The sequence below is a fragment of the Ferrovibrio sp. genome (assembly GCF_041906005.1).
Lineage (GTDB): Bacteria > Pseudomonadota > Alphaproteobacteria > Ferrovibrionales > Ferrovibrionaceae > Ferrovibrio.
This window is the reverse complement of sequence record NZ_JAYRJY010000001.1, coordinates 584,041-604,257: the sequence shown is the minus strand read 5'-3', so window position 1 is coordinate 604,257 and position 20,217 is coordinate 584,041. Positions and strand designations below refer to the sequence as shown.

Annotated in this window: 23 protein-coding genes; 9 read left to right on the top strand and 14 right to left on the bottom strand. The window is 62.4% G+C overall.

Annotation, left to right across the window (positions count from 1 at the left end; translation table 11 throughout):
* Window positions 1-178 precede the first annotated feature (178 nt).
* The 7 genes from ACE3OO_RS02945 to ACE3OO_RS02915 all read left to right on the top strand — a co-directional run bounded on the left by ACE3OO_RS02945 (window position 179) and on the right by ACE3OO_RS02915 (window position 4,348).
* Entirely contained in the window at window positions 179-427 is a 249-nt protein-coding gene (locus ACE3OO_RS02945) for an accessory factor UbiK family protein (protein ID WP_374299548.1), read from the top strand.
* A gap of 269 nt (window positions 428-696) precedes the next feature.
* On the top strand, window positions 697-1,200 hold the full coding sequence (locus tag ACE3OO_RS02940; RefSeq protein WP_300302940.1) for a YbjN domain-containing protein: 504 nt from the start codon (window positions 697-699) through the stop codon (window positions 1,198-1,200).
* A 109-nt stretch (window positions 1,201-1,309) separates the two neighbouring features.
* A complete protein-coding gene (gene proC / locus ACE3OO_RS02935; protein ID WP_374299546.1) occupies window positions 1,310-2,113 on the top strand; it encodes a pyrroline-5-carboxylate reductase in 804 nt (267 codons plus the stop codon).
* 62 nt (window positions 2,114-2,175) lie between these two features.
* Window positions 2,176-2,844, top strand: a complete 669-nt coding sequence (locus ACE3OO_RS02930) for a TetR family transcriptional regulator (protein WP_374299544.1) — start codon at window positions 2,176-2,178, stop codon at window positions 2,842-2,844.
* 124 nt (window positions 2,845-2,968) lie between these two features.
* A complete protein-coding gene (locus tag ACE3OO_RS02925; protein WP_374299542.1) occupies window positions 2,969-3,394 on the top strand; it encodes a phasin family protein in 426 nt (141 codons plus the stop codon).
* Between the two features lie 103 nt (window positions 3,395-3,497).
* Window positions 3,498-3,836 carry a tRNA-binding protein gene (locus tag ACE3OO_RS02920; RefSeq protein WP_374299540.1) on the top strand — a complete coding sequence of 113 codons (339 nt, stop codon included), beginning with the start codon at window positions 3,498-3,500 and terminating at the stop codon, window positions 3,834-3,836.
* Between the two features lie 128 nt (window positions 3,837-3,964).
* Window positions 3,965-4,348, top strand: a complete 384-nt coding sequence (locus ACE3OO_RS02915; protein WP_374299538.1) for a DUF2914 domain-containing protein — start codon at window positions 3,965-3,967, stop codon at window positions 4,346-4,348.
* Between the two features lie 6 nt (window positions 4,349-4,354).
* Here the strand turns inward: ACE3OO_RS02915 and ACE3OO_RS02910 are convergent, their stop codons facing one another.
* From ACE3OO_RS02910 to ACE3OO_RS02900, 3 genes are read right to left on the bottom strand one after another with little or no spacing between them, the layout of a single operon-like run.
* Window positions 4,355-5,665: an ATP-binding protein gene (locus ACE3OO_RS02910; protein WP_374299537.1), complete on the bottom strand. Its 1,311-nt coding sequence runs from the start codon at window positions 5,663-5,665 to the stop codon at window positions 4,355-4,357.
* 18 nt (window positions 5,666-5,683) lie between these two features.
* Window positions 5,684-6,373, bottom strand: a complete 690-nt coding sequence (locus ACE3OO_RS02905) for a response regulator (protein WP_374299535.1) — start codon at window positions 6,371-6,373, stop codon at window positions 5,684-5,686.
* An 8-nt stretch (window positions 6,374-6,381) separates the two neighbouring features.
* Window positions 6,382-6,876, bottom strand: coding sequence for a MarR family winged helix-turn-helix transcriptional regulator (locus tag ACE3OO_RS02900; RefSeq protein WP_374299533.1), 495 nt, complete (start codon window positions 6,874-6,876; stop codon window positions 6,382-6,384).
* Window positions 6,877-7,063: 187 nt separating this feature from the next.
* Between ACE3OO_RS02900 and ACE3OO_RS02895 the strand changes: the two genes are divergently transcribed.
* The gene (locus ACE3OO_RS02895) at window positions 7,064-7,948 is read left to right on the top strand and encodes a branched-chain amino acid aminotransferase (protein WP_374299531.1); all 885 of its coding nucleotides are present in this window, start codon (window positions 7,064-7,066) and stop codon (window positions 7,946-7,948) included.
* A gap of 36 nt (window positions 7,949-7,984) precedes the next feature.
* Here the strand turns inward: ACE3OO_RS02895 and ACE3OO_RS02890 are convergent, their stop codons facing one another.
* From ACE3OO_RS02890 to uvrB, 8 genes are all read right to left on the bottom strand, one after another.
* Window positions 7,985-8,473 (bottom strand): PAS domain-containing protein, encoded by a 489-nt coding sequence (locus ACE3OO_RS02890; RefSeq protein WP_374299529.1) that lies wholly within the window; start codon window positions 8,471-8,473, stop codon window positions 7,985-7,987.
* 227 nt (window positions 8,474-8,700) lie between these two features.
* Window positions 8,701-9,162 carry a molybdenum cofactor biosynthesis protein MoaE gene (locus ACE3OO_RS02885; protein WP_374299527.1) on the bottom strand — a complete coding sequence of 154 codons (462 nt, stop codon included), beginning with the start codon at window positions 9,160-9,162 and terminating at the stop codon, window positions 8,701-8,703.
* A 3-nt stretch (window positions 9,163-9,165) separates the two neighbouring features.
* A complete protein-coding gene (gene moaD, locus ACE3OO_RS02880) occupies window positions 9,166-9,417 on the bottom strand; it encodes a molybdopterin converting factor subunit 1 (protein WP_374299525.1) in 252 nt (83 codons plus the stop codon).
* Entirely contained in the window at window positions 9,417-10,019 is a 603-nt protein-coding gene (pgsA, locus tag ACE3OO_RS02875; protein ID WP_374299523.1) for a CDP-diacylglycerol--glycerol-3-phosphate 3-phosphatidyltransferase, read from the bottom strand. Before pgsA ends, moaD begins: the two co-directional genes overlap by 1 nt.
* Before the next feature lie 67 nt (window positions 10,020-10,086).
* Window positions 10,087-11,982 carry an excinuclease ABC subunit UvrC gene (gene uvrC / locus ACE3OO_RS02870; RefSeq protein WP_374299521.1) on the bottom strand — a complete coding sequence of 632 codons (1,896 nt, stop codon included), beginning with the start codon at window positions 11,980-11,982 and terminating at the stop codon, window positions 10,087-10,089.
* A gap of 326 nt (window positions 11,983-12,308) precedes the next feature.
* On the bottom strand, window positions 12,309-12,737 hold the full coding sequence (folB, locus tag ACE3OO_RS02865) for a dihydroneopterin aldolase (protein ID WP_374299519.1): 429 nt from the start codon (window positions 12,735-12,737) through the stop codon (window positions 12,309-12,311).
* A 1-nt stretch (window position 12,738) separates the two neighbouring features.
* On the bottom strand, window positions 12,739-13,524 hold the full coding sequence (locus tag ACE3OO_RS02860; RefSeq protein WP_374299517.1) for an SDR family oxidoreductase: 786 nt from the start codon (window positions 13,522-13,524) through the stop codon (window positions 12,739-12,741).
* Complete coding sequence (uvrB, locus tag ACE3OO_RS02855; protein WP_374304653.1) at window positions 13,524-15,731, bottom strand: excinuclease ABC subunit UvrB; 2,208 nt, start codon at window positions 15,729-15,731, stop codon at window positions 13,524-13,526. The genes ACE3OO_RS02860 and uvrB overlap by 1 nt, the downstream gene beginning before the upstream one ends.
* 176 nt (window positions 15,732-15,907) lie before the next feature.
* Here uvrB and rfbB point away from each other — a divergent pair, with 176 nt between their 5' ends.
* A complete protein-coding gene (gene rfbB / locus ACE3OO_RS02850; protein WP_374299515.1) occupies window positions 15,908-16,966 on the top strand; it encodes a dTDP-glucose 4,6-dehydratase in 1,059 nt (352 codons plus the stop codon).
* 27 nt (window positions 16,967-16,993) lie between these two features.
* Here rfbB and ACE3OO_RS02845 read toward each other — a convergent pair whose 3' ends face one another.
* From ACE3OO_RS02845 to ACE3OO_RS02835, 3 genes are all read right to left on the bottom strand, one after another.
* Complete coding sequence (locus tag ACE3OO_RS02845) at window positions 16,994-17,944, bottom strand: branched-chain amino acid ABC transporter permease (protein WP_374304652.1); 951 nt, start codon at window positions 17,942-17,944, stop codon at window positions 16,994-16,996.
* 19 nt (window positions 17,945-17,963) lie between these two features.
* Complete coding sequence (locus tag ACE3OO_RS02840) at window positions 17,964-18,845, bottom strand: branched-chain amino acid ABC transporter permease (protein ID WP_374299513.1); 882 nt, start codon at window positions 18,843-18,845, stop codon at window positions 17,964-17,966.
* Between the two features lie 142 nt (window positions 18,846-18,987).
* Window positions 18,988-20,202 (bottom strand): ABC transporter substrate-binding protein, encoded by a 1,215-nt coding sequence (locus ACE3OO_RS02835; RefSeq protein ID WP_374299511.1) that lies wholly within the window; start codon window positions 20,200-20,202, stop codon window positions 18,988-18,990.
* Between the last annotated feature and the right edge of the window lie 15 nt (window positions 20,203-20,217).

Below are 20,217 nucleotides of genomic sequence, written 5' to 3'. Positions count from 1 at the left end.
TAATTCTGCCGGTAAATCTGTGCGTTGGGGGCGGAACCTAGCACCCGCCCCCCGGCTTTCCAACACTTCGGCCCCGGCTATCTGGGTGCGGAATACCTGTGGAAAAGGGGCCCCGGCGCTTGCGACTCATGCCATGGCCCGCCATATCGGAAGGACCATTCCGCCACGGAGTCGCCCCATGCAGACCGATAACCGCCTGCTCGACGATCTCAGCCGCATCGCCACCGGCGCGCTGGGGGCGTTGCATGGCGTGAAAGGCGAGGTGGAACAGGCCTTCCGCCAGCGGCTGGAAAAGGCCCTGGCCGACATGGACCTTGTCACCCGCGAGGAATTCGACACCGTGAAGGCCATGGCCGAGGCCGCGCGGGAGGAAAATATCCGCCTGGCCGAACGGCTCGCCGCCCTCGAATCCAAGCAGAATGGCTGATTCGGCGATCAGTCCTAACTCTCGCCCGGATCAGGCGAATTTCATGAATTTTTCGTAAATACGCCCTTGCACAGTGGGATTCCACCGCATACTCTAAATCTATGGTGCCTACTGTTTCGCGACACCTACATATATGGTCAGCCGAGGGGAAGGGGGCTTGCTCGGCGAAGGCCGATGTTGTCCCCGTCTGGGGTCAAATTCCCAACCTTATCAGCCGTTTCGGAACACCTGCCGAGAACCGGCACGCCGCAGAGGGGGAGCGCTAGCGCATGCGGACACTGATCGAAGCCGAGACCACCAGCCGCCTCAACCCGCTTGACCTGGTCGAACAGATCGTCGGCGAGCATGAATGGCCGTTCGACCGCCAGGGTTCCGACGAACTTACCGTGGGCGTGTCCGGCCGCTATTGCGAACAGCAGATGTGGTTTTCCTGGCGCGACGAACTCGGCGCGCTCAGTTTCACCTGCGCCTTTGACATGAAAGTGCCGGCCAATCGCCGGCGCGACCTGCATTCCCTGCTGGCCTATGTGAACGAAAAGGCCCTGATTGGCCATTTCGATTACTGGGTGGAAGAAGGCATGGTGGTGTTCCGCCAGGCCCTGCTGCTGCGCGGCGGCCATGGCGCCACCACCGAGCAGATCGAAGACCTGATGGAAATCGGCCTGTCGGAATGCGAACGCTTCTATCCGGCTTTCCAGTTCCTGGTCTGGGGTGGCCGCACGCCGGAAGACGCGGTTGCCGCCGCCATGTTCGAGTGTGTCGGCGAGGCCTGATTCGCACAGATTGAATTCCATGGCCTGATTTTCAGGGCCAAGCCTTAACCCGGCCCCGGCATCCGGTTACTTTTCCCGCATCGTTTCTGGTGCTGGCGAGGAGAGCAGGATGAGCCGGGGCATTCTTTTGGTCGGTTGCGGCAAGATGGGCGGCGCCTTGCTGGCTGGCTGGCTGCATCAGGGCATTGCGGCCAGCGATATCATCATCGTCGAGCCCAACCCCGTGCCGGATCTGCCTGCGGGCATCCGCCAGGCCAAGGCAGCAGAGGCCATTCCCGCCGATTTTTCCCCCGCTCTGGTGATGCTGGCGGTCAAGCCGCAGGTGATGGATGCGGTGGCGCCGGCCTATGCTGCCTATGCCGGCAGGGGCGCCTGCATCCTGTCGATTGCCGCCGGTAAAACTATTGCCACATTGAACCGGCTGTTGGGCTGCAAGGCCGCCATCGTGCGCGCCATGCCCAATACACCGGCCGCAGTCGGTGCAGGCATCACGGTCTGCTGCTCCAATGCTGATGTCACCTCCGACCAGCGCGCGTTTTGCGGCAATCTGCTCGCTGCCGTGGGCGAGGTGGCCTGGGTGGAGGACGAGGAACTGATCGATGCCGTCACCGCCGTATCCGGTTCGGGGCCGGCCTATGTGTTCTGGCTGGCCGAATGCCTGGCGGCGGCTGGCGAAAAAGCAGGGCTGGATGCAGCGCTGGCTGACCGTCTGGCGCGGGCCACGGTCAGTGGTTCCGGTCTTTTGATGCGCCAGAGTCCCGACAACCCGACGCAATTGCGCAAGAATGTCACCAGCCCGAACGGCACCACCCAGGCGGCGCTGGATGTGCTGATGGCTGCGGATGGCCTGGCGCCCTTGATGGAGCGCGCCGTGGCCGCGGCGGCGAAACGGTCGCGGGAATTGGCCGGCTGAGACACCTTGCCGGCGGCCATGGCCGATACCAGATTAAAGGCATCCCGAATGGGGAGATGGCGATGGCCAAGGCAGCGAAACAATCGACCCGCAAGCGCGCGGCCGGCAAGGCCGGCAGCGCGACGGGTGCGGGACATGATCCTGTCGACGTGATGCTGAACCTGGTGGCCGAATATGGCTGGCGCCAGGTCACGCTTTCGCAGATCGCCGAGGCCAGTGGCCTGACGCTTGGCGCGCTGTATCAGAAATACGCCTCGAAAACCGATATGCTGGCCGAATATGCCCATCGGATGGATGCGGCAATGCTGGCCGCGTTGGGTGATATCGCCCCGTCGGAGGCCAGCAATCCCGATCATGCCAAGGATCGGTTGTTTGAGGCTGTGATGGCCCGGCTGGATGCCCTGGCGACACACAAGGCGGCGATCCGGGTGCTGATGCGGGAATTGCCGGCCGATCCACCCGCCCTGGCCTGTTTTCTGTATGGCGGCCTGCGGCGTGGTCTGGACTGGACGCTGGCTTCGGCCGGCCTTGATCGCCCCGGCCTGGGCGGCCTGTTGCGACGCAAGGCCCTGGGGGCGGTCTACCTCGATACCTTGCGGGTCTGGCTGAAGGATGAAAGTGCCGACCTGTCGGCCACGATGGCCCATCTGGATAAACGGCTGGGGCAGGCGATGCGGTTTCTGATGGCCCGGGGGCCACTTTCGCATATGCGAGAGAAAGTCGCGGGGTAGCGAATTATATTACTGTATTAATTGAATAATAATTTATTGTGCACTGCACAATAAATGCTTGACGCTACGCGCAGCCCCCGGTATGGTTCGCTCGATTTCCAGACACGCATCACGGGAGACAGTCATGAGCAAGAGTGCCGAGAATCCTTTCGCCGCCTTCGCTGCTTTCGATCCGACCAAACTGTTCTCTGAACTCAAGCTGCCGGGCATCGATCCGACCTCCCTGGCGGCGACCCAGCAGAAGAATCTCGAAGCCATTACGGCGGCCAACAAGCGGGCGCTGGAAGGCTATCAGGCGGTGGCCAAGCGTCAGGCCGAGATTTTCCAGGAAGCCGCGGCCGAGGTGGCTTCCCTGGTGAAGGGCGGTGTCTCTCCCAGCATGCCCGATCCGAACGCCGCCAAGCTGGCGATGGAAAAGGCGATGGCCAACCTGCGCGAACTGGCCGAGATGATGTCGAAGACCAACAGCGAAGCCTTCGAGCTTATCAACCAGCGGATGAACGAAAACCTGGAAGAATTCCGCAAGGCGTTTGCCCAACCGAAGAAGTAGGGCCCAGCGCTCAACCGGCGATTTGCCAGATATCAAACGGGCGGGTACAAATCCCGCCCGTTTCTGTTTTTGGCAGTCTGCGGCATGAGGGGAGGGTGCACGGGTGGGCGAGATAACCATCGACGATTTCCATCGGGTCGATATCCGGGTCGGTACGATTGTCCGCGCCGAGCCGTTCCCGGAAGCACGCAAGCCGGCGATCAAATTGTGGGTCGATTTCGGTGCCCCGGTCGGTGTCAGGAAATCCTCTGCCCAGATCACGAAATATTACAGCCCCGAGCTTCTGCCGGGCCGGCAGGTTCTGGCCGTGGTGAATTTCCCGCCGCGCCAGATCGGCTCTTTCATGTCGGAAATCCTGGTGCTGGGTCTGCCCGACCCGGATGGCCAGGTGGTGCTGATCGGCCCGGACCAGCCGGTGCCGAATGGCGGCCGGATGTTTTGATCCCGAATGCCATGTCCGGCCCTGTCGCATATTGACCCCGACGCATGCCTCGGCCGACAATCCCGCCACGGACCAGCCCAATGACAAAAAAGACTTTTTCTCTGGCCATCGCCTTACTCGCATCCCTCATGACCTTCGCACCCGCCGCCGGTGCGCAGGACCATGACTGCGTCGTGCGCCAATTCGCCCTGACCCGCAATGTGATCAACCTGGAACCGCAAGGCATGGTCGAGGGCGATTATCCGCCGGGCACGGAGCGGGCCTACGCCTTTGCGCGCCTCGACTGCACCCAGGTCGGGGCCGGCGAGACGTTCTGGTTCCACTGGATGCGCAACGACCAGGAAGTTGGCCGCTCCAAGGCGCGTGTCGATGTCAGTCGCAACTGGCGTATCTGGTCGCAGTCGCGCATTTTTCCAGGCGAATGGGCGGTGTTGCTGAAAGACGGCAGTGGCCGCCTGCAGGCGGAACGGCACTTCACTGTCGCCGAACCGAAAAAACCGGCCGAAGAGTAAGCCCGCCTATCCGGGCAGACGGATTCTCACCCGCAGGCCGCCCAGCGGAGACTTATCCAGCGTGATCTCGCCGCCATGGGCCAGTACGGCGTCGCGCGCGATGGTCAAGCCCAGGCCGACATTGCCGCTGCCGTGGCGGGCCTGATCCAGGCGGTAGAATGGCCGGAATACCCGGTGGCGTTCCTTTTCCGGCAGGCCGGGGCCGTCGTCATCGACGCAGATTTCAACGCTCTTTTCCAAGCGCATTACGCTCAGCCGTACCGTGCGGCCGAACCGCAGGGCATTCTCGATCAGATTCGCCAGGGCGCGTTTCAGACTCAGGCGGCGCAGCGGCAGGGTCAGATGCTCTGGCATCGCGATCTGCAATTCGCGACCCCGCCGGCGTACATCATCGGCCAGTTCGTTGACCAGATCGGCCAGGTCGGTCGGTTCCGCGGGTTGCTCGCTCTGGCCACGGGCAAAGGCCAGATAGGCGCTCACCATCTTGTCCATTTCATCGACATCGTGTTTCAACTCGTCGATCTCGGCATTCGGTGGCATCAGCGACAGTTGCAGTTTCATGCGGGTGAGCGGTGTGCGCAGGTCGTGGCTCACACCGGCCAGCATGTCGGTGCGTTCGCGGATATGGCGGCGAATGCGGTCGCGCATCGCCAGAAAAGCCCGTGCGGCCGCACGCACTTCATTGGCGCCGCTGGGCCGGAAATCCTTGATCTCGCGGCCCTTGCCGAAAGCGTCGGCGGCTTCGGCCAGGCGTCGGATCGGCTTGATCTGGTTGCGCAGGAACAGCAGGGCGATGCCGAGCAGCAGTGCGGATGCGGCCGTCATCCAGATCATGAAGGCGTAGGTGCTGGCCGAGAACACCCGGCTTTCCGGCGCGGTGATCGTCAGCAACCCGTCGGGTAGCTGAACATAGACAACCACGGTGCGGTCGTTGCGTTGTGCGTCGATCTGATAAGGCTGGTTCAGCCTCTCTCCCATGGCTTGCACCAGCATCCGGTCGAGAATCGAGAAGCGGCGCAATGGAGGAATATTGGACGGGAAATTCCTGCCGGCCTTGAAATCGACTTCAAGTTCCAGCGTGCGGCCCATCTGTATGACCATATCGGTCAGGGTGGCCGGATCGGTGCCTGCTTCGCGCATTTCGATCAGCAGGGCGATTTCGCCGGCGAGGCCGAGACCAAGTCGACGGGTCACAGTGTCCCAGTGCCGTTCATAGAAGATATAGGCCAGCAGGGCCTGCAGCACGGCGATTGGCGCCACAAGCAGCAGCAGCCAACGTCCGAAAAGGCTACGCGGCAGAAAACGTTTAAGCCACATGCTGCAGCCTATCGCGCTTTATTCGGTCCAGAGCACATAACCCTCGCCCCAGACGGTCTGCAGATAGCGCGGATTGCGTGGATCGGCTTCGATCTTGCGGCGCAGGCGCGTGATCTGCACGTCAACGGCGCGACTCTCGCCGCCGCTGGAGGGGTCGGCCAGTGCGGCCCGCGGCACAGTCGTGCCTGGATTGCGCGCCAGGATACGCAGTAACTGCGCCTCCCCAGTGGTCAGGGGAATGATCTCATCGCCACGCTTCAGTTCGCCGCGGACCGCATCGAATGAGAAGTCACCGAAGCGGATCGCCGCGCTGGGCGGCGCCGGCGCGGGCCGGGCCGCGCGCTTGAGGATCGAATTGATGCGAAGCGTCAATTCGCGCGGTTCAAAGGGTTTGGGCAGATAGTCGTCGGCGCCGGTTTCCAGACCCTTGATGCGATCTTCGGCCTCGCCGCGCGCCGTCAACAGAATGACTGGTACATGGTTTTGCTTGCGCCGCAGCTCGGCGACGAAATCGAACCCATTCTGCCCCGGCATCATGACGTCGACGATCAGCAGATCGAAACTCACGGATGCCAGCTTGGCTGCGGCATCGGCGGCATCCTCGGCGCCGGTGACGCGGAAGTTCTGGCCGGCAAGATACCGCGTCAGCAGACTGCGGATGCGCTCGTCGTCGTCGACGATCAGGATATGCGGTTCGGCGAGATCCATGGGCAGGTTCAGCGCCGCTGGATGGTGCGCAGAATGGCCGGCCGGTCCTGCTCGTCGATCAGGCCGGCCAGCACCTTGCGATAGCCGGCGACGGCCTCGGCTCCGGCTTCGCGATAGGCCTGGGCCACTTTGGCCTGCTGTACCATGCTGATCTGCTTTTCCAGGTTCTTGCCCTGCTCGGTGAGGAAGAGCTGACGCTGGCGACGGTCTCGCGTGCCCTGCTGCTGGCGCACAAATCCGCCCTCGATCAGGGCAGACAGTACGCGCGACAGGCTTTGCTTGGTGATGCGCAGGATGGCGAGCAGTTCGGCTACCGTGATCCCCGGATTGCCGCCGATGAAGTGCAGGGCGCGGTGATGGGCGCGTCCGAAGCCGTAGCGATCGAGGATCTCATCGGGGCCGCGGGTGAAATCGCGGTAGGCGTAAAACAGCAGCTCGATGCCCTGGCGAAGTTCGTCCTCGCGCAGGAACAGGGGGTTCGCCAGCGATTTCAGGTCAGTCATGATGTTCTATATGGCGCAAAGAGATAGCCGGCTTCAAGGCGACCTTTGCCGGCAGCGGGAAAACGGACGGGCGGCATTGTACGAAAAATATGGCAGTAGTGTTGACATATATCGATCATATTGTTACTTATGGGGCATCCAAATGGTAATAATAATACCTGATCCCGTTTTGCCAAAGGAGCAGCCGATGTCCCTGATCCCCTATGATGACCGCGACGGCCTGATCTGGCTCGACGGCAAGCTGGTTCCCTTCCGGGATGCCAAACTGCATGTCCTGACCCATGGTCTGCATTATGCCTCCTGCGTTTTCGAAGGCGAACGATCCTATGACGGTGAAGTCTTCCACCTGACCGAACACAGCCAGCGTCTGCTCGACTCGGCCAAGCTGATGGATTTCACCATTCCCTATACGGTCGAGGAAATCGATCGCGCCACGCGTGAAACCATCGCGGCGAACAAGATGCCGAACTGCTATGTGCGTCCGGTGGCCTGGCGTGGCTCGGAAATGATGGGCGTGGCAGCGCAGCAGAATAAAATCCATGTCGCCATCGCGGTGTGGGAATGGCCAAGCTATTTCTCGCCGGAGGCCAAGATGAAGGGGCTGCGTCTGCAGATCAGCGACTGGCGGCGGCCGGCACCGAACACCGCGCCGACCAAGGCCAAGGCGGCTGGCCTGTACATGATCTGCACGCTGTCCAAGCACAAGGCCGAACGCGATGGCTATCAGGATGCGCTGATGCTGGATTGGCGCGGCCAGGTGGCGGAAGCCACCGGCGCCAATATTTTCTTCGCCAAGGACGGCAAACTGCACACTCCGACGCCGGATTGTTTCCTTGATGGCATCACCCGCCGAGCCGTGATGGCAATGGCGCGGGCGCGCGGCATCGAGGTGATTGAACGGGCGATCATGCCGGAGGAAATGAGTGGTTTCCAGGAATGCTTCCTCACAGGCACCGCTGCCGAGGTCACGCCGGTATCGGAAATCGGGCCCTATAAATTCACGCCGGGCAAAATCTGCCAGACCCTGCTAGCGGAATTTGATGCCGCAACCCGGCGTAAGGCGGCTGCTTAGGCCGGGAATATTCGAGGCGTGATTTGACGGCCGCGCCTATGGCGCGGCCGTTTGCATGAGCGGCGAGAAGGAATCGTACTGGAAGCCGCAGATCTGTTCGTCCCGCTGCACCCGCTCGCCCACCAGGCCGCCCAGCAGCATGTCGATGACGGCGCCATCGCTGGAGAGCGGCAGCAGCAGCGTCTCGAAAGCGAGCGTCCGTCCGCTTGGCGCAACAGTGTATTGCCCGCTGGCATAGGCCGGCCCGTGATTGCCAAGCGGCATGCTGAAGAATGTCTCGACATTCGGAGCGTTGGCGCCGAACAGGGCTTCGTCGACATTCCGGTTGGTGGCCTCGCGCCCCATGGCGCCGACGATTCCGGTACCGACCAGGCGGAACTGAAATCGCGGGGTGGTCTTTTGCACATTGATCAGGGCGACGAAGGGCAGGAACGGCACCATTTCGTCGGGCTGGAGATCGGCGCGCGAGGGCAGGCGTTGCAGATGCGCGACTTTGGAATCCCAGTAGCTGAGCAGATTCCTCAAGGACTTGCTGCGGATACGATCTGGCGCAACCGGTGCAATACCATCAGTTGGAGGAGCATTCGGAACGCTGGGAATGACCATGAGCCGCAAGCAATCGTGGAAAGATGTGCTTCACACTGTATGCAGCCGGTACCGGAACAGGTGCCGGCTTTTAACAGATACGACATGCCACACGGGGAGGCAGTAGTAAACCGATATTCTTTAAGTTCCAGTAGTGTGTAAACGGGTCAGCGTTGCCAGCGGGCGGCGGCGGTATCGTCACTGGTTTTCGCCTCCACCCAGCGGCGTTCACCGCCGGCCTGTTCCAGTTTCCAGAACGGGGCTTTGGTCTTCAGCCAGTCGATCAGAAAGGCATTGGCTTCGAAGGCCGCCTGGCGATGTGCCGAGGCCGTCACTACCAGAACGATACGATCACCCGGTGCCAGCTCGCCATATCGATGAATGATCAGGGCCGCTTCCAGCGGCCAGCGGCTTTCGGCTTCCGCCAGGATGTCGCCCAACTGCCGCTCGGTCATGCCGGGATAATGTTCCAGCGTCATGCTTTGCGGGGTGGTGCCGGGTTGCTCTGCGGCGAAATCCCGCACGAGGCCTGTGAAGGTCACCACCGCGCCGATCCTGGGATTGCCGGTCGACAGGCGTTCCAGCTCGGCGGCCGTGTCGAAATCCTCGCGCTGGACCCGAACCGTCATGGCCTAGCCTCCGGTCACCGGGGGGAAAAAGGCGATTTCATCGTTCGGTCCAACGGTCTGATCGGGGCGCGCATAATCCTGGTTGACGGCGATGCGGACCATTGCCGGGTCGGCCAGGGCATGATCGTGTTGCGGGCTCTGGCGACGCAGCCAGTCAACCAGATCCCCCACGGTGCGGATGTCGGATGGCGGGTCGATGGTTTCCTCCGCCACGCCGACGCGTTCGCGCAGCAAGGCGAAATACAGCACACGCATCACTCCGCCCCCTTGCCCTGAGCCGGTGCGGCAGGCGCCTTCGCAGGCTCAGACGCCATGTGGCGCAGGCCGGTTTGCAGATAATCCCAGCCGGTATAGATGGTCAGGATAGCCGCCAGCCACAGGCCGATCTCGCCCAGCAGGCGCACCGGCAGTTCGGCCGGACCGTAATCGCCGACGATAAGGATCGCCAATGCGATCAGCTGCACGGTGGTCTTCCACTTCGCCAGCCGGGAGACCGGAACCTTGACCCGCAATTCGGCAAGGAATTCGCGCAGGCCGGTTACAGTGATCTCGCGGCACATGATCACGACAGCAGCCAGGCAGGTGATGCGGTCGATCCGTTCGAAGGCGATCAGCATCAAGATCACAGCGGCGACCAGCAACTTGTCGGCCACCGGATCGAGGAACCGGCCCAGATCCGACATCTGGCCCCATTTCCGCGCCAGGTATCCATCGAACCAATCGGTGATGCCGGCCGCCGCAAACAGAGCCAGCGGGATCCAGGCGCTCCAGGCGCCGGGCAGGAAAAACGCCGCGCAGATCGCCGGAATCGCCAGGATGCGCGAGACGGTCAGGATATTGGGAAGGCCGTTCAGCATGCGGCGGGATTATCGCATGGGCCGAAGCGCAGGGCCAGAGTCGGGCCGGCCGGCGCCTGCCTGAAGATCAGCCGCCATGGAAATGGTCATAGATGCGTTTCGCGACGGTTTTATTCACACCCGGCACCCCTTCCAGATCGGCCAGTCCGGCCCGTGAAACGGCCTTGGCGGAGCCGAAATGCAGCAGCAGGGCCTTTTTGCGCGCGGCGCCGATCCCCTGGATCTCGTCCAGCGGGGAGCGAATCTGGTCCTTGGCCCGTTTGGCGCGATGCGTGCCGATGGCGAAGCGATGTGCCTCATCACGTAGCCGCTGCAGGAAGAACAGCACCGGATGGCGCGGTTCCAGCATGAAGGGTTCGCGGTTCGGCAGGAAAAACTGCTCGCGGCCGGCATTGCGGTCGGGGCCCTTGGCGATACCCACCACCGGTACATCGTCGATCCCGAGTTCCTCCAGCACCTTCAGCGTGGCGCTGAGTTGGCCTTTGCCGCCATCGATCAACAGCAGATCAGGCCAGTCGGCAGCGTTATCATCCTCGGCATCCTCTTTCAGCAGGCGCTGAAAGCGGCGCGTCAGCACATGCTTCATCATGGCATAATCGTCGCCGGGCTCGATGTCTTCGCCTTTGATGTTGAACTTGCGATAGGCATTTTTACGCAGGCCCTCCGGCCCGGCCACGATCATGCCGCCCACGGCATGACGGCCCATGATATGGCTGTTGTCGTAGACCTCGATCCGTTGCGGCGGGGCTTCCAGTCCAAACAGTTCCGCCACGCCGGCCAGTAGCTGCTGCTGCGTGCTGGTTTCCGCCATGCGGCGATGCAGCGCGTCGCGGGCATTGTCGGCCGCCAGTTCGACCAGATGCCGTTTCACCCCGCGTTGCGGGCAATGCAGTTCCACGCGATGGCCGGCATGCTTGCTGAGGGCTTCCTCGATCAGCGGCACATTCTCGGCGGCGTGGTTCACCAGGATCAGCCGCGGCGGTTCGCGGGTTGCATAAAACTGGCCGATGAAGGCATCCAGCACCTCGCTCAGTTCCACGTCTCGGGCATGAGCCGGGAAATAGGCGCGGTTGCCAAAATTCTGCCCGGCGCGGAAGAAGAAGATCTGCACGCACACGAGGCCGCCCTCGGCATGGATGGCGATCACATCGGCATCCTCGATCTCGGACAGGTTGATATCCTGCTTTTGCGTGATATGGGCGAGCGCCCGGATGCGGTCGCGCAGTTCGGCCGCCGCTTCATAATCCTGCGCGTCGGAGGCCGCCTGCATCCGCTGGCCCCAATCCTCCAGCACATGCCGATTGCGGTTGCTGAGAAAATCGCAGGCTTCCTGCACGATGGCGGCGTAATCGGCCTCGTTGATGCGTCCGACGCAGGGCGCCTTGCAACGCTTGATCTGATATTGCAGGCAGGGGCGGGTGCGGCTGGCGAATTCGCTGTCGGTGCAACTGCGCAGTGGAAAGGCCCGCGACATGGCATTCAGCGTCACATGCACCGCGCCGGTGGAGGCAAAGGGGCCGAAATAGTCACCCGGCATGTCGCGCGCGCCGCGATGCTTGGTGATGCGCGGGAAGGGATGCCCCCGTTCGACTACGATATAGGGGAATGATTTGTCGTCCTTCAGCAGCACATTGAAGGGCGGCTGAATCTTTTTGATCAGGTTGGCTTCCAGCAGCAGCGCTTCTGCCTCGGTATGCGTGGTGGTGATCTCCACCAGCGCAACCTGGCGCACCATGCGCTGGATGCGGATGCTTAAGGCATCGGTCTTGGTGTAGGAGGTGACCCGTTTGCGCAGCGACCGGGCCTTGCCGACATAGAGCACCTCGCCCTTGGCATCGATCATGCGGTAGACGCCCGGCCCGAGCGGCAGGGTCGGCAGGTGGCGCGCGATGACCGCGGCTCCGATGTCAGCCGGCGCAATGCCCGTCTGAAGAGGATCGGCCTGCGGATCGCGTTCGGTCATTCGCATTACCATACTCATAAAAACTCAATGATTACACAGCGTTGACATAAAGCGTCCCAAGGCTGTGGATAACTTTGTGGGGAAACTTAGGGCAGAATGTCGCATAGGATAACAGTTACGGAATCCGCGGCGGCATCCAGCATCCCAGACTCCCCGTAACTATCTGCTTTATAAAGATAATACGGGTTATCCACAGATATATTGCCGACTCGGGTGCGGTTTTGCGCCATTCCGAGTCGCTGAATATGCCTGTGTACAAATCGGCGCGCGATAGAAGCCGGTTGTGAAAGTCAAGACTCAAACGCCCGATGTAATCGATTGCAACCTCAGCGGCGGCGACGTTCGATTTCCACTCCGACTCCGGCAGCTTCAGCGATGGCTTCGGGTTTTTCCACGCGAACCCGGGTTCGCAATACCCGCTCATCGGCTAGGCAAAGCACCGCCAGCCGTTCGGCCAGGGTTTCCACCAGATCGATATGACCTTCAGCCAGCAAGGCCTTGGTGCGCTTCACCAGTTGTTCGTAGCACACCACCTCGTCATACGAGCGGGGCGGCTCGCTCGGCGTCTCGGCCACCCAGAGTTCCAGATTGATAAGGATTTTCTGGGGTTTGACCCGTTCCTCGGGATAAATCCCGATCAAGGCATCCAGCAGCAGGTCGCGAACGAAGACGCGGCGGGCCGGTTGGCTGGCCTCGCTAATGGCCGGAACGGGAATTTCGGCCCAGGCGGCGCGGGCGCGGGCATGGATCGTCATGTCACTCCTCCGGCTCGCTGGTGCCTGCAGTGAAGGGACGGCCGCTCTGTTGCCAGGGCAGGTGCTGGCCGCCATCCAGGGCGATCATCTGGCCGGTCATGGCGGGTGCGTCAAGCAGGAATCCGACGGCTGCGGCAATCTCGCCCGGTTCGGCGCCGCGCTGCAGCGGGGTGCTGGCCCATTGCTTGCGGAATTGTTCCTCGGTTTGGCGCGGGCTGGGCAGTACCGGGCCGGGACCGATGGCATTCACCCGGATACCGGGCGCCAGCGCCATGGCAAGCGTCTGGGTTAATGTCCACAGGCCGGCCTTGGCCACGGTATAGGATGCGAAATGGGGCGTCAGGCGCCAGACGCGCATGTCGACCAGGTTAACAATGTTGCCGGCGACTTGCTCAGGCAATTGGCGGGCGAAGGTCTGCGACAGGAAGAACGGCGCCTTCAGGTTCGTATCGAGATGGCTGTCCCAGCTTTCCTCGGTGGCAGTTTCCACATGATCGTAATCGAACAGCGAAGCGTTATTGACCAATACGGAGAGTGGGCCAAGGGCTGCGGCTTCATCCACCAGACGCATCACGTCGGCATGACGGGCCAGGTCGCCCTGCACGACGGTGGCCCGGCCGCCGCCATCGCGGATCTGCGTCTGCAGAGCTTCGGCGGCCGCGCGCGAATTGTTGCAATGAAGGGCAACGGCATAGCCGCGCCCGGCCAGGAAGAGGGCAATGGTGCGGCCGATGCGATGGCTGGCGCCGGTGATGAGCGCCGTGGGGGCAAGAGGAGAGACGGGCATCAGTGTTTCCGTCCGCGATAGGCTCGGCGCGAACCGGCGCGACCCGCCGTCGAACGGCCGGCCGGCCGTGGCGCGGCGGCGGCGTCTTCCGCCAAGCCCAGCGGCTTGCGCGCGATCGAACCGGGCAGCTCCAACTCATTCATTTCCAGGCGCTTGATCTCGTCACGCAGACGGGCGGCTTCTTCGAATTCCAGATTGCCGGCCGCGTCATGCATGCGCTTTTCCAGTTCGGCAAGATAGGCTTTCAGGTTGTGGCCAACCAGATGGCCTTCCGCCGCCACGCCGGCATCCACCGTGTAGTGATCCTGCTCATATACGGATTGCAGGATGTCGCCGATCTGCTTCTTCACGCTTTCCGGCGTGATGCCATGTTCTTCGTTATAAGCCTGTTGTCGCGCGCGGCGGCGATCCGTCTCGGCCAGGGCGCGCTGCAGGCTGTTGGTCATCTTGTCGGCATAGAGAATGACGCGGCCTTCGACATTGCGGGCGGCGCGGCCGATGGTCTGCACCAGCGACGTTTCCGAACGCAGGAAACCCTCTTTGTCGGCATCCAGGATGGCGACCAGCGCGCATTCGGGGATATCAAGGCCCTCGCGCAGCAGGTTGATGCCAATCAGGATATCGAACACACCCAGACGCAGGTCGCGGATGATCTCGATGCGCTCGATGGTATCGATATCGGAATGCAGATAGCGCACCTTGAGGCCGACCTCGGTCATGTATTCGGTCAGGTCTTCCGCCATCCGCTTGGTCAGGGTGGTCACCAGTACGCGGTGCCCCTTGCGGATCACCTCGCGGCATTCGGCCAGCAGGTCGTCGACCTGGTGTTCCACGGGGCGCACTTCGGTCACCGGATCGATCAGGCCGGTTGGTCGGATGATCTGTTCAACGAAGACGCCGCCGGTGCGCTCCAGTTCCCATTTGCCCGGCGTGGCGGAAACGAACACGCTCTGCGGTCGCAGGCGATCCCATTCGCGGAAGCGCAACGGCCGGTTGTCGATGCAGGAAGGCAGGCGGAATCCGTATTCCGCCAGCGTGGCCTTGCGACGGAAGTCGCCACGGAACATGCCGCCGATCTGTGGCACCGTCACATGGCTTTCGTCGACGAACAGCAATGCATTATCCGGCAGGTATTCAAATAATGTCGGCGGCGGCGCACCTGGGCCACGTCCGGTGAGATAGCGGGAATAATTCTCGATGCCCGCGCATGCCCCGGTGGCGATCATCATCTCGATGTCGAAACTCGTCCGCTGCTCCAGCCGCTGGGCCTCCACCAGACGCCCCATCTTGGTGAGTTGATCCAGGCGCAGTTGCAGGTCCACCTTGATCTGGTTGATGGCCTGGTTCAGCGTCGGCTTTGGCGTCACATAGTGGCTGTTGGCATATAGTTTGACGGTTGTCATGTCGCCGGTCTTCTGCCCGGTCAGCGGGTCGAACTCGACGATGCTTTCCAACTCGTCGCCAAACAGCGACAGGCGCCAAGCCCGATCTTCCATATGCGAGGGAAAAATCTCCACGCCATCGCCGCGCACGCGGAAAGCGCCACGGGCAAAAGCCACATCGTTGCGCTTGTATTGCAGATCCACCAGACGGCGCAGCAGGGCGTCGCGCTCGATCACCTGTCCGGCCTGCAGCGGCAGGGTCATTTCCGAGTAGGTTTCGACCGAGCCGATACCGTAGATGCAGGATACGGATGCGACGATGATGACGTCGTCGCGTTCCAGCAGGGCGCGCGTGGCCGAATGGCGCATGCGGTCGATCTGCTCGTTAACCGCCGAATCCTTCTCGATATAGGTGTCGCTGCGCGGCACATAGGCTTCGGGCTGATAATAGTCGTAATACGAGACGAAGTATTCCACCGCGTTGTTGGGAAAGAAGGCTTTCATCTCGCCGTAAAGCTGGGCGGCCAGGGTCTTGTTCGGGGCCAGGATCAGGGCGGGCCGGCCGGAGCGGGCAATGATCTGCGCCATGGTGAAGGTCTTGCCCGAGCCGGTGACGCCCAGCAGCACCTGATCCCGCTCGCCGGCCTGTACGCCGCCGGTCAGTTCCGCGATGGCCTGCGGTTGGTCGCCGCGGGGTTCGTAAGGAGCCTGCAGGTCATAGGCGATGCCGCCTTCGCTTTTTTCGGGGCGGGGCGGTCGATGAGGCACAAAATCCGGGAAATTCGCGTCCGCGAAGCGGTCCGGATCCTCGATCTCGCGTTCCATGCTCTGGGGGGCGGGGGACTGGCTCATGGCTGCCAATATGGGGTGGGACGGGGCCAGCGCCAAGCGGCAGGGTGGGATTGGCTGCCATCCTGCTGCCACCTCCTGGCAGCACCGGCGGTCCGGACCTTCCGGGGCATCCAGGGCTCCGCTATATAGGGCCGAGGGAGACCCCATCCATGACCGTCATCGTTACCGGCGGCGCCGGCTTCATCGGCTCCGCCCTTGTCCGCCGGCTGAATGCGCAGAAGCGTCGCGTCGTCACCATCGACAAGCTGACCTATGCCGGCAACCCGGACAATATCGCCAGCCTGCCGCATCCCGAGCTGCACCGTTTCGAGCAGGTGGATATCTGCGACCGGGCAGCCATCAAGCGCATTTACGCCGAAACCCGGCCGGTGGCGGTCTACCATTTGGCGGCCGAAAGCCATGTCGACCGTTCGATTGACAGCCCGGCGCCATTCATCGAGACGAATGTGACCGGCAGCCTCGTGCTGCTGGAGGCGGCGCTGGATCACTGGCGCGGCCTTGATGCCACGGCGCAGGGGCAGTTCCGCCATTTGCAGGTTTCGACCGATGAGGTCTATGGCGAGCTGGGCGCCACCGGCCTGTTTGATGAAAACAGCCCCTACAAACCCAATTCACCCTATGCCGCCAGCAAGGCCTCGGCCGACCATCTGGCCCGCGCTTTCGGTCGCACCTATGGTCTGCCTGTGCTGGTCACCAATTGCGGCAACAATTACGGGCCGTACCAATTCCCGGAGAAGCTGATCCCGCTCACCATCCTTAATGCCCTGGAAGGCAAATCCCTGCCGATCTATGGCCGGGGCGAGCAGGTGCGCGACTGGATCCATGTCGAGGACCATGCCGCCGCCCTGCAACTGGCTGTGGAGAAGGGGCAGGCGGGCGAGACCTATCTGGTCGGCGCACGCGGGGAGCAGCGCAATATCGATCTGGTGCACCGACTCTGCGCCATCCTCGACGATCTGGTGCCACAGCAGGGCGGCCGCAAATACGCCGAACTGATCACCTTCGTCACCGACCGGCCCGGCCATGATGCCCGTTATGCCATCGATCCGTCGAAAGCCGAGCACGAGCTGGGCTGGCGCCCGCAATACGATCTGGCGGCCGGCCTGAAGGCGACGGTGCAATGGTATCTGGATAACTCGGCCTGGTGCCGTCGGGCGACACAGGCTTATGACCGGGGCCGGATCGGGCTTGGAAGCAAAGCCGGCTGAGCCGGCTTTGCTGCTTTCAATCCAGGCTCAGGCCTGGCCGCGGCTGCGCCGCTGCCACCAGGCCTGGATTTCGCCCACGATGCCTTTGCGGAAGGCCATCACAACCACCACGAAGATAGCCCCCTGGATCACCAGGACCCATTCGCCGAAGCCGGCGAGGTAGTTCTGCATGGTGATGATCACACCGGCGCCGACGATGGGGCCGAACACCGTGCCCATGCCGCCGACCAGGGTCATCAGTACCACCTCCCCCGACATCTGCCAGGTAACGTCGGTGAGCGAGGCCAACTGGAACACCAGAGCCTTGGTGGCGCCGGCCATGCCGGCCAATGACGCCGACAGCACGAAGGCGAGCAGCTTGTACTGATCCACGCGATAGCCGAGCGAGATGGCGCGCGGCTCGTTCTCGCGGATCGCCTTCAGAACCTGACCGAAGGGCGAGTGGATGGCGCGCCAGATCACCAGGAAGCCGAAGGCGAAAATCGCCAGCACGAGGTAGTAGAAGCTGGTGTCGTCCTTGATATCGAATACACCGAACAGCGGCCGGCGCGGGATCGCCTGGATGCCGTCCTCGCCGCCGGTGAAGGGTGCCTGAACGCAGAAGAAGAACACCATCTGCGATAGTGCCAGGGTCACCATGGCGAAATAGATGCCCTGGCGGCGGATCGCCAGGCTGCCGGTCACCAGGCCGAGCAGGGCGGCGCAGGCCGTGCCGGCCAGGATGCCCATCTCGGGCGACCAGCCCCAGGCCTTCACGACATAGCCGCTGATATAGGCGGCACCGCCGAAGAACATGGCATGGCCAAAAGACAGCAGGCCGACATAGCCGATCAGCAGGTTGAAGGCGAGCGCGAACAGCGCGAAGCACAGCACCTTCATCAGGAAGACAGGGTAGACCGCCGCCGGAGCGACGGCGGCGATGGCGATCAGGACGGCAAAAAACAGCAGGTCGCGGTTTTTGGTCGTGCCGGCGGTCATCATGCTCATGATCCGGTCCTCACTTCGGCGTGCCGAACAGGCCGGCCGGCTTCAGCATCAGCACGATGGCCATGATGATGAAGATGACGGTGTTGGAGGCTTCCGGATAGAACACTTTTGTAAGGCCCTCGATGATGCCCAGCCCGAAACCGGTGATAATGGCGCCAAGGATCGAACCCATGCCGCCAATCACCACCACGGCAAAGACGATGATGATAAGGTTCGATCCCATCACCGGGTTGACGTTGTAGATCGGCGCGGCCAGCACGCCGGCCAAGGCGGCCAGACCGACACCAAAGCCGTAGGTCAGCGTGATCATGCGCGGCACGTTGATGCCGAAGGCCTGCACCAGATCGGGGCGCTCGACGGCGGCACGCAGATAGGAGCCCAGCTTGGTGCGTTCGATCAGGAACCAGGTGCCGAAGCATATCACCAGTGAAGCCACCACGACCCAGGCGCGGTAATTGGGCAGGAACATGAAGTCCAGCCGCGTGCCGCCGGGCAGCGGGTTCGGATAGGGCATGCCGCTGGAGCCGAACTGCTTGCGGAAGAAACCCTCAATCATCAGGGCCAGGCCGAATGTGAGCAGCAGGCCATACAGGTGATCGAGATGATACAACCGTTTGAGGAACAGCTTTTCCAGCACGATGCCCGTGAAGCCGATCACCACAGGCACCACGACGAGGGCGGCCCAGTAAGGCACGCCCGCCCATTCCAGCAGCATCCAGGCCGCGAAGGCGCCCATCATGTATTGGGCACCATGGGTGAAGTTGATCACGTTGAGCAGGCCGAAGATCACCGCCAGTCCAAGGCTGAGCATGGCGTAGAAAGCACCATTGATCAGACCGAGCAGCAGCTGGCCGAACAATGCCTGCGGCGGTATGCCGAGCAGTTCGAACATCGCTAAAACGCCCCCTCTTTACCCTGTCGTTTCACTTAATCCGCCTATCGGCAGTCTTTGAGGCTGGGGCCAGCCGGGCGACCCCAGGCTCAAAGACTGGCCGGAGCCGCCGGCTATGCGGCGGCTCCGGTTGCAGCTTGGATCAGCTCTTCTTCACCAGCGGGCAATTGCCCTCGTTCAGCGGACGGAAAGCCTCGTTCGCCGGAATGGTCTTCTTCACGGTCAGGTAATCCCAGGGCTTCTTCGACTCGCCCGGCTTCTTCACCTCGACGAGATACATGTCGTGCATGTGGCGGCCGTCTTCGCGGACGGTGCCCTTGCCGAACAGCTTATCCTCGCTGGGCAGTTCCTTCATCTTGGCCACCACCTTGGCGCCGTCGGCATCGCTCTTCAGCGCTTCCACGGCCTTCAGGTAGTGGATCACCGAGGAGTAGATACCGGCCTGAACCATGGTCGGATACTTGCCGCCATTGGCCGCCGCGAAGTCCTTGGCAAAGGCGCGGTTGTTGTCATTGGCGTCCCAGTACCAGGCGGTAGTGAAGTTCAGGCCCTGGGCGGTCTTCAGGCCCAGCGCGTGGACATCCGTGATGAACATCAGCATGCCGGCCAGCTTCTGGCCGCCTTCGACGATGCCGAATTCAGACGCCTGCTTGATCGAGTTGATGGTATCGCCGCCCGCATTGGCCAGACCGATGATCTGCGCCTTCGATGCCTGCGCCTGCAGCAGGAAGGACGAGAAGTCGGTGCCGGGGAAGGGCGTGCGGACGGCGCCGAGCACCTTGCCGCCATTGGATTCAACCACCGCCTTGGTGTCGCGTTCCAGCGCATGGCCGAAAGCATAGTCAGCGGTCAGGAAGAACCAGCTCTTGCCGCCGGTCTGCACGATCGCCTTGCCGGTGCCGTTGGCCAGCGCCCAGGTGTCGTAGGTCCAGTGCACGGTGTTGGGCGAGCAGGCCGGGCCGGTCAGGTCGGCGGTCGCCGGGCCGGAACCGAGGAACACCTTGTTCTTTTCCTTGGTGATCTGGTTGATCGCCAGGGCCACCGAAGAGGTCGGCACGTCGACGATCACGTCAACCTTGTCGACGTCGTACCACTGGCGCGCGATGTTGGAGCCGACATCGGGCTTGTTCTGGTGGTCGGCGAAGACCACTTCCACTTTCAGGCCTTTTGCGGCGGCGCCGTAATCCTCGACGGCCTTCTTGGCCGCCCAGGTGCCGCCCGGACCGGATACGTCGGCATACAGGCCGGACTGGTCGTTCATCACGCCGATCTTGATCACGCCGTCAGACATCTGGGCATTGGCCGCCCCGGCCGCCAGCACGGCCGCCGTCGTCACAAACAAATGCTTGAATCGCATGGTCGCTTCCTCCTG